The organism is Nocardia sp. NPDC059236 (assembly GCF_042754085.1).
Lineage (GTDB): Bacteria > Actinomycetota > Actinomycetes > Mycobacteriales > Mycobacteriaceae > Nocardia.
The window spans coordinates 376,457-384,115 of record NZ_JBHZAF010000003.1; the positions used below are offsets into that span (position 1 = coordinate 376,457).

At 66.3% G+C, this 7,659-nt stretch carries 10 protein-coding genes; 4 read left to right on the top strand and 6 right to left on the bottom strand.

What is annotated here, in order from left to right; translation table 11 throughout:
• Nucleotide 1: 1 nt before the first annotated feature.
• A complete protein-coding gene (locus tag ACFXIV_RS10800) occupies nucleotides 2-205 on the bottom strand; it encodes a hypothetical protein (RefSeq protein ID WP_364614165.1) in 204 nt (67 codons plus the stop codon).
• Between the two features lie 395 nt (nucleotides 206-600).
• On the opposite strand from ACFXIV_RS10800, the gene ACFXIV_RS10805 reads away from it, so the two are divergent.
• Together ACFXIV_RS10805 and ACFXIV_RS10810 are read left to right on the top strand one after the other, a co-directional pair.
• Entirely contained in the window at nucleotides 601-747 is a 147-nt protein-coding gene (locus ACFXIV_RS10805) for a hypothetical protein (protein WP_379399457.1), read from the top strand.
• 26 nt (nucleotides 748-773) lie between these two features.
• A complete protein-coding gene (locus ACFXIV_RS10810; RefSeq protein ID WP_379399458.1) occupies nucleotides 774-974 on the top strand; it encodes a hypothetical protein in 201 nt (66 codons plus the stop codon).
• A gap of 105 nt (nucleotides 975-1,079) precedes the next feature.
• Here the strand turns inward: ACFXIV_RS10810 and ACFXIV_RS10815 are convergent, their stop codons facing one another.
• Together ACFXIV_RS10815 and ACFXIV_RS10820 are read right to left on the bottom strand one after the other, a co-directional pair.
• Nucleotides 1,080-2,849, bottom strand: coding sequence for an acyl-CoA dehydrogenase (locus ACFXIV_RS10815; protein ID WP_379399459.1), 1,770 nt, complete (start codon nucleotides 2,847-2,849; stop codon nucleotides 1,080-1,082).
• 445 nt (nucleotides 2,850-3,294) lie between these two features.
• Nucleotides 3,295-4,488, bottom strand: coding sequence for a cytochrome P450 (locus ACFXIV_RS10820; RefSeq protein WP_379399596.1), 1,194 nt, complete (start codon nucleotides 4,486-4,488; stop codon nucleotides 3,295-3,297).
• 195 nt (nucleotides 4,489-4,683) lie between these two features.
• On the opposite strand from ACFXIV_RS10820, the gene ACFXIV_RS10825 reads away from it, so the two are divergent.
• A complete protein-coding gene (locus ACFXIV_RS10825; protein WP_379399460.1) occupies nucleotides 4,684-5,559 on the top strand; it encodes an esterase/lipase family protein in 876 nt (291 codons plus the stop codon).
• Nucleotides 5,560-5,584: 25 nt separating this feature from the next.
• Here ACFXIV_RS10825 and ACFXIV_RS10830 read toward each other — a convergent pair whose 3' ends face one another.
• Nucleotides 5,585-6,253: a TetR/AcrR family transcriptional regulator C-terminal domain-containing protein gene (locus tag ACFXIV_RS10830; RefSeq protein WP_379399461.1), complete on the bottom strand. Its 669-nt coding sequence runs from the start codon at nucleotides 6,251-6,253 to the stop codon at nucleotides 5,585-5,587.
• A 102-nt stretch (nucleotides 6,254-6,355) separates the two neighbouring features.
• On the opposite strand from ACFXIV_RS10830, the gene ACFXIV_RS10835 reads away from it, so the two are divergent.
• A complete protein-coding gene (locus tag ACFXIV_RS10835) occupies nucleotides 6,356-6,838 on the top strand; it encodes an ester cyclase (RefSeq protein ID WP_379399462.1) in 483 nt (160 codons plus the stop codon).
• A 322-nt stretch (nucleotides 6,839-7,160) separates the two neighbouring features.
• Here ACFXIV_RS10835 and ACFXIV_RS10840 read toward each other — a convergent pair whose 3' ends face one another.
• Together ACFXIV_RS10840 and ACFXIV_RS10845 are read right to left on the bottom strand one after the other, a co-directional pair.
• Complete coding sequence (locus ACFXIV_RS10840; protein WP_157184737.1) at nucleotides 7,161-7,307, bottom strand: hypothetical protein; 147 nt, start codon at nucleotides 7,305-7,307, stop codon at nucleotides 7,161-7,163.
• 120 nt (nucleotides 7,308-7,427) lie between these two features.
• Nucleotides 7,428-7,646 (bottom strand): MbtH family protein, encoded by a 219-nt coding sequence (locus ACFXIV_RS10845; protein ID WP_354836456.1) that lies wholly within the window; start codon nucleotides 7,644-7,646, stop codon nucleotides 7,428-7,430.
• Nucleotides 7,647-7,659: the final 13 nt, after the last annotated feature.

The window sequence follows — 7,659 nt, forward strand, 5'->3', positions numbered from 1 at the left end:
GCTAGCCGGCCAGGGTTTTCAGCGGGGTGAACGGCGCGTAGTCGCACACGTGCCCTTTGTCCCAGTCCCACAGCGAGATCGGATCGACGGCGACGCCGCTCTGCAGGATGAGCCGCCAGCCGGCGTCCTCCCGCTGCCAGATGTCGCCGTCGCGGTCCCAGTAGAGGCCGATGGTGTTCGGTTCGACCGTGTCACTCCGGCTCATGGTCTTCCTCTCATAGCTACCCGTCAGCGATTGCGGGACCCCGGGCAGCCAGGCTGCGGCGCGCATAATCGCCGCCAGGCACGGCCACGTCGTCCTCGCTCCTGCTCATTGCGGTCACCATTGGCAATCCCGGTGTAGCGGTCATGCCGAAAAGTATTCGCCGCCACGCTCCCGAGACTCTTTCGTGGTGATTAGGGCTTCTCTTCTGAGCAAATATATTTGCCAAACATTCGCCGATGGTTGAAGCTGCACGCGCGAGTCGAATTCACTCACCGGTTTCCGCCGTTTGCGGCCGCGGCGCGGCGGAATAATTGCTGTCCTATGGTCGAACCGATTCACGTACTCGGCCGATCCAACTCAGCATAGAAGACCAGTCGGTTGGTTTGGGAGCCATCGTGTTACGGACTTCGCCGGCCCGCCTCGCCGCTGCCGGCGGCCGCGCCACCAGCACCGATCGGCTCATCGACGATCTGCGGGAAGGCAATCCGCCGCCAACCGGCCTGTCGATGCTGCAAGTGCACATTCGCTATACGAGGGACTAACAGATCTCCGGCTCGCTGCGGCGGAAATGCGCGCGGCGGTGGAACTGGAACTCAATCGGCTCACCGAGGTCACCATCGAACTGCGCACCGTCTTCGACGCGCATCTCTCACGCGAGGAAATCGCCCGGTTGCTCGCGACCGCGCAATACGGGCCAAGGCGCCGGCCCCGCTGCGGCACTCGCGCGGGTATCCGGGCGCCGAATACGGCATCGACCCCGCGCCGGTGACCAGCGCGGTGGGCGAGACCTCGCGGGCCGCGGCCCACCACGCCGCCGGGTCCTACCGGGCAGGGCACCCCGACGAGCGTCCTGTCCGGACCTGCCCGGGCAGGATCAGGGACGTCGTCGATCGTTGATGCGAGAGACCCACGCGGCCGGCAGATCGTCGGAAAGGACCGGTGCGCCGAGAATTTCATCGTCGAGGCCGAAAGCGTCCAGCAGCGCCGGTAGGTTGTCGGCCAGGTTGTCGAGGGCCAGGCGGAGCTGCTGCTTGATCGCCTTCACAGCGTCGATGTCGAGCAGGCCGCGGGTGAGGTACCAGGTGGCGTGCTGATCGAGATAGCTCAGTGCGAAAACGTCACGCACAGCAATGATCTCGGGATGATCGGAATACTGGTGGAGCAGCTGCAGCGCCTCTTCGGCGCTGTATGCCTCGGCCAGCTCCAGCGCCTCCGGAATGATCGCCAGCCGGGCTTCGAGCCCCGGCGTCGTCAGATAGTGCTGCGCCTCCTCCACGATCGTCAGAGTGCGTGCGCTGAACAGACTCATGCGGTCGCCGGGATCCGCGCCATCGTGCACGCGGACTTCGGGGACCGGCTTCCCGGCCAGGTGCTTGGCCAGGACGCGACCGGCCACGGAACCGAGCACATGGCAGTCGCCCTCGCCGGTGATGGCCGCGTGACAGACACCGAGATAGTCGGCGACCCGGTTGGCGCTGAACATGCCCTGGGCGGCCATCTTGAGGCGGCTGTTGGTCACGGTCTGCAACGCGTGCGGCTGGATGTAGTGCTTGGCCAGCATCACCGAGACGACGGTGTCGCGACTGGTGAGATCGCTGCCCGCGAGCGATGTCTTGATCGCGTTCCCGTAGATCGTGCGGGCGACGGTGCCGGCCAGATCGGCGAGCAGGGTGTCGCGCACGTGCGGGATATCGGCCATGAGCGGACTGTCGAACGGTGTCAGCGGCACCACCCGCTTGGAGGCGTAGCGCAGCGCGATGTAGAGCGCGGCGCGGGCGGAGGCGTTCAGGCAGGACGAGAGCGCCAAGCGTCCCACGGTGAGCTGGCTGATCGCCGAGGCGAATGCCCGCTTCCGGCTGGTCTCGTCGCGCCAGGTCAGCACGCCGTCGTCGTCGATGCTGGCCAGGTCGTTGCTCAGCCAGGCGGTGCGCTCGACCCGGAGATTGTCGAAGCTGATCACCGAGTTGTCCATGATGACCAGCGGCTGGTGATCGAGCTGGGTGATCGTCACGCCGGGCGCCGGTTCGCCGTCGGCGCCGCGCAGGCGCGCCGTGAACAGATGCACGCCCTGATCGACGCCCGCCGAGTCGATGTAGCGGGCGCCCACGACGCAGACCCGGGACACCGGGATGCCGACGCTGGGCATGAACTTGCGCGCCCGCGGGTTCGGGGTGTTGATCACGAACCCGTCGCCGTCCCAGGTCGCGCTGGTCTGCATGAATTGGATGTTGGAGCCGCACCCGTACTCGGTCAGCAGCATGACGCCGATGGCGGAGGCGTCGTCCAGGTCCTCCAGATACGGTGCGGCCGAATCGGAATCGGTCAGGGTGGCGAGGCTGCCCGAGGCCAGGTTGTAGTGGCCCGAGATCAGTGGAATCAGGTCCGTCGCCAGCACTGCCGCCCAGTCGAACACCGCGAACAGCTGCGGGAGGCGGGTAGCGACATCGCTGGTGCTACCGATCTCCTGGACCAGATACCGCAGCTGGTCGTAGGCGTTCTGCCGACGCTCCGCCTGGCTCTGCTGCTCCGTGACGAAGTAGTCCGGGTTGCTGAGCACCTTCTGCAGCTGCTGGTCGAATGCCAGGTCACCGTGCCGAAGCAGCTCGGCCAGCGGTGTCCCTTCCTTGCGCCCGTGCGTATCCATAACCGCCTCCTACTCATTCACGATCCCAGCGGCGATTCGTCCACCACTGGGCATGCGAGACGATCGCTGCCGAACTTCGATGCACCGGGGGCCACCGTTGACGCACGCTCACGCGGACACCGCGGGGACCGGAAGAATGGAGCCGGGCGATCACCTGTCAAAAGTTCGACGCACCACACACCTTCACGTGAAGTCCCCGCGGTGACGGTCTCCCGATCTGGTCCTGTCGCCGGGGTGGTAGGTGTGTTCGTACCGGTTGGGCAGCAGCGCATACCCGCTGATGAGCCGACATTGCGGCCGCGTCGAACTGCGGCAACACCGTTGCCGCAGAACCACCTTCGACCGACCGTGTCATGGATTGTATTGTTACACAAATCGTGTCGCGGCTCACGGTGAACAATCACAGACCGGGGCCACCATGGGTCCGAGGCGCCGGAAGCTACACCTACACAGCGGGAAACGGCCTGGTAGGCGGGAACACCACGGGCAACTCGGTCAGCGCCCGGTGGAACGGGCCGGGCCGCCACACGAGATCGTCTGCGGCGACCGCCAATTGGATTTCCGGGAGGAAGTCCAGGAGCTGATCGATGACCTCCTGCGCGAGCAGACGCCCGTACGACTGGGCGTGTACGGGGCAGGCGTGATCGCCGGAGCTGAACGCCAGGTTCCATGCGTTGCCGAGGGATTCGCCGGGGTTCAACTCCGGATCGGTGTTGCAGGCGGCCATGCTGATGATGACCGGCTGATCGGCCGGCAGCCACACGTTCTCGATCAGGGTGGGCTGCCGCGGGTAGGTGATGCAGTAGTTCGCCATCGGCGGGTCGGTGGCGAGCCGCTCGCCGATCGCGGTGCTCGTCGGCAGCGGAATCCCTTGTACGGCACTGGTGAAGCGGTTGTCGGTCATCATGAGCAACAGGGTGTTGGCGATGAGATTCAGGGGCGGTTCGACACCTGCCGCGAACAGCAGGACCAGCTGATGCACCATCTCCTCGTCGGACAGCCCGGCGGGATGCTGGACCAGTCTGGTGGTGACGTCGTCGCCGGGCTGAGCCCGCTTCAGCGCCGTGAGATCGAGCAATGCCTCGCCCATGCTCGCGTTCACGGTCTCCGTATCCACGCCGTCGAACATCGCGGCACTGGCCGCCGCGACGCGCTCACCGATCTCCGGTGGACAGCCGAGTGACTGACAGAAGACCGAGAAGACCAGTGGGAGCGCGTACTGGCTCAGCACATCGGCCCGTCCGTCCTCGCAGAAGGTGTTGACCACGGGGATCGCGGTGCGCTCCACCATGGATCGCACCGAGTTCAGGTCGATCCCGGCCAGGGCGTCGCTCAGTGCCCTGCGGTAGCGAGTGTGCACCGGGCCGCTGGTGCGAATCGCGTTGGGCCGGTACTCGATCATCGGCATGATCGGGATATCGGCGGGCACGGACCGCTGCCAGGCACTCGGATCGGCCGGAAAATGAGTGGAGTCGTTGAGAATACGCACCGCGGTCGCATATTTGACGACCAGGGTCGCGGGTACTCCCGGCCAGATCTCGACCGGCACCAGCGCTCCATAGTCGCTGCGCATCCGACGGTAGTACCCGTGGGGATCGGCGGCGAATTCCTGGCTGTAGATCGGGATTCGCGGACCCATGTCCTCGACCGGCGACTTCGAGCTGGCGGTAGCACCCTGTTGCGTGTGCTGCGGATACACGTAGTCTCCTTGGAATCGGTTGCGGCAGAATAGTACCCAAGGCAGCGTCGGCCCCCAAGGGCCCGCAGGTCGGAAACTGCCGGTTAACGAGGTTTCGGGCGGGTTACACGAATCGGGCCGGAAGGCGTTGTGTCCATGAGAATTATGGCGAAGTTCGCCGCGGTCGTCGCGGGGGCTGCGGTGCTGTCGATGGGAACGGCGCAGGCTGCGCCGGATACCGGGTCCGGAAGCCGGACACTCCCGGCCGGGGACACCATCGAGCCGGCCATCGATTGCGCGCCGACGGCCGCGCACCCGGATCCGGTGGTGGTGCTGCCCGGCGGGGACGGCAGTCCGGAACAAACCGCCGCGCAATGGGACACCATGGTCGGGGCGCTGCGCGGGGCGGGGTACTGCACCCTGGTGTTCCAGGGCGGGATCGTGAACGACAAGCGGTGGAACGGCGATATGCCCGGCGAGGCACGGCAGGTCGCGGACTTCATCGCGAAGGTGCGCCAGGCGACCGGGGCCGACCGGGTCGAGATCGTGGCGCACTCGGCGGCGACCATCGTGTCGAACTACTACCTGAAGCTGCTCGGCGGCGCGCCGACGGTGAATCACGCGGTCTTCCTCACGCCGGAGGTGCGCGGGTGCGATGGGGCGGGTGTCCTCGGCCTGAAGAATCCGCCGATCACCCCGGTGCAGCTGCTGACCTCGGCGCCGTGGCTGCAGTCGCTGCTGGCCGCGAGTTCGCCGGATATGGCCACCGCCATGCAGATGATGCCGGACTCACCGACGTACCGCGCGCTGTTCGACACCGCGGTCACCCAGCCGGGCGTCACCTACTCGGTGATCGCGACGCGCAACGATCAGCTCGCCACCCCCGCCCCCGCCTGCTCGACCCTCGACGAGCCGGGTGTGGTGAACGCGGTGTACGAGGATCTCTTCCCGGGCGCGGAGCCGGTGGATCACTCGCTGATCCGGTCCAGCACCGAAACCGCGGGCTGGGTCCTGCAGCAACTGCAACGCTGACCGGCCGCGATTCCGGGTATCGCTCTCACACCTGGTGATTCGCCGGTAGTCCCGCGGCGGCGAAGCCGTGGACGAGGGCCGCTACGGCGAACTCGAAACGGGTGCGGTCATCGGTGCCCGCGCCGGTGTGTGCCGCCTGCAGGATCAGCGGGAATTCCTCGGGCTCGAGGGTTTTCAGGTAGTCGACCGACCCGGGATCGCCCGCCTCGTTGACGGGGGCCGTACGGGCTTCGGAATTGGCGTGGGCCACCACGAACAGGGTGAGTGCGTTCAGGGCGTCGAGGGCGGGGCCGAGGTCGAAACCTGCCTCCACCAATAGTTTCAGGCCGCGTTCGGCGGTGTGCAGGGTCTTCGGGGTGACCGCGGGCCGGGTCGCGACCAGCGGCAGCGCGCCGGGATGCGCGAGCAGCGCGGTCCGCAGGGCGCGGGCGTAGTCGACGAGGACCGATTGCCAAGGGCCGTCGGTGAATCCGGCGTCGGCCTCGGACATGACGCGCTCGACCATGCCGTCGAGCAGCGCGTCCTTGTTCGGGACGTAGTGGTACAGGGTCATGGCTTCCACGCCGAGCTCGGCGCCGAGCTTGCGCATGGACAGCGCGGCCAGGCCGTCCCGATCGGCGAAGGCGAGCGCCGCGTCGAGCACCTGCTCGCGGGAAATGCCTGCTCGTTCGGCTCGGGTGCGCTTGGCGGCCATCGGGTTTCCTTCCGGTGTTGACAACTCTTACGTCGTAAGTGAATCATAGTCCACAGCAACGATCTCTTACGACGTAAGAGTCATCGGAAAGGGAGAAACCGCATGACCACCACCACCGTCGCCGACAACAAGACCGTCATCACCGCGTTCATCGACGCGCTCAACCACGGCCTCGAGGGTGGGACCGAGTGGGTCCGTTACCTGTCCCCGCAGGTGATCGACCACAACAAGGTGATCTTCGGGGAGGAGGACGCACCGGGCGCCGCCATCGAGGGCTTCCGTCAGCAGCTCGCGGCCTTCAGTGCCATCGACAAGCCACAAGGCAGTGCCATCGACGAGCAGGAGAGCGGAATCCTGGTGCAGGAGTTGATCGGTGAGGACGATCGGATCGTGGCGCGGCTGCGGGTGATCGGCCGCCACACCGGCACGCATGCCCGTATGCCGGAGCCGACCGGACGCACCTGCGACGTCGAGCAGATCTGGATCTTCACCCTGACCGACTCGCGCATCAGCGAGATCCGCGCGGTCAGCGACCGGCTGGGCATGTTTCTTCAGCTGGGCTGGGACTGGCCGGCCGTCGACTGAGCGCCGACGGCCGGACGTCGCGGGCCCGGGGCCGCCAGGACCGGAATGTCCTGGCGGCCTTCATACCTGGCCGACCGCTACGCAGTAGTCGTGGTCTGCGGCGGGAAGGTGTACGAGGAACCGGTGCCCAGCGCCTTGGCCATCATCTCGAAGAGGCTGTTCACTGCACTGCCGCTGAACATTGCGCCTCCTAGCCCTGGACGACCGAGGTCGACGAGCCCGAGGTCACCAGGTGGGCGAAGGCCAGGAGGAGGTCGGTGAAACCGCTGCCGGTGTAGAGAGGCATGGAAATCCTTTCAGAGTGTTCAGTGTTCGACGCGAATTACTTCGCGTTGCGGCGCTTGGCCTTCGGGCCCTTGGGGTTGTAGCTCGCGGTGGAACCAGCGCCGAGGAACTGCAGCACCTGGGTCATCAGGGCGCCGATGTCGACGGTGGTTCCGCCACCGGTGGGGGGAGGAGTGGTGGTCATGGTGTTTCCCTTTCTTTCACGACGCGGACAGACCCCCTCGATTTGTGGTTTCTTCTCGGGACCGCCGCACGGGGCCGATATGACCCCGGGTCTTGGCTGCGGAACTGGTGTGCCGCAGGGCTATTCGGGATCGGCCGCCATCGCCTGGACCAGCGACGCCGGCCGCATATCGGTCCAGTGCGCTTCGACATAGTCCAGGCAGCTCTGCCGGCGGGCCGGACCGTGCGCCACGGTCCAGCCACCGGGGACGGCGGCGAACACCGGCCACAGCGAATGCTGGGCCTCCTCGTTGACAAGTACGTAGAACTGCGCGTTTTCGTCATCGAAGGGATTGCTCATTCGGGTTGCCTTC

What these genes read in the sequence shown, in the direction of transcription:
- ACFXIV_RS10800 (WP_364614165.1), bottom strand. Translation starts at nt 205, where the DNA reads ATGAGCCGGAGTGACACGGTCGAACCGAACACCATCGGCCTCTACTGG.
- ACFXIV_RS10810 (WP_379399458.1), top strand. Translation starts at nt 774, where the DNA reads ATGCGCGCGGCGGTGGAACTGGAACTCAATCGGCTCACCGAGGTCACC.
- ACFXIV_RS10815 (WP_379399459.1), bottom strand. Translation starts at nt 2,849, where the DNA reads ATGGATACGCACGGGCGCAAGGAAGGGACACCGCTGGCCGAGCTGCTT.
- ACFXIV_RS10820 (WP_379399596.1), bottom strand. Translation starts at nt 4,488, where the DNA reads ATGGGTCCGCGAATCCCGATCTACAGCCAGGAATTCGCCGCCGATCCC.
- ACFXIV_RS10825 (WP_379399460.1), top strand. Translation starts at nt 4,684, where the DNA reads ATGAGAATTATGGCGAAGTTCGCCGCGGTCGTCGCGGGGGCTGCGGTG.
- ACFXIV_RS10830 (WP_379399461.1), bottom strand. Translation starts at nt 6,253, where the DNA reads ATGGCCGCCAAGCGCACCCGAGCCGAACGAGCAGGCATTTCCCGCGAG.
- ACFXIV_RS10835 (WP_379399462.1), top strand. Translation starts at nt 6,356, where the DNA reads ATGACCACCACCACCGTCGCCGACAACAAGACCGTCATCACCGCGTTC.
- ACFXIV_RS10840 (WP_157184737.1), bottom strand. Translation starts at nt 7,307, where the DNA reads ATGACCACCACTCCTCCCCCCACCGGTGGCGGAACCACCGTCGACATC.
- ACFXIV_RS10845 (WP_354836456.1), bottom strand. Translation starts at nt 7,646, where the DNA reads ATGAGCAATCCCTTCGATGACGAAAACGCGCAGTTCTACGTACTTGTC.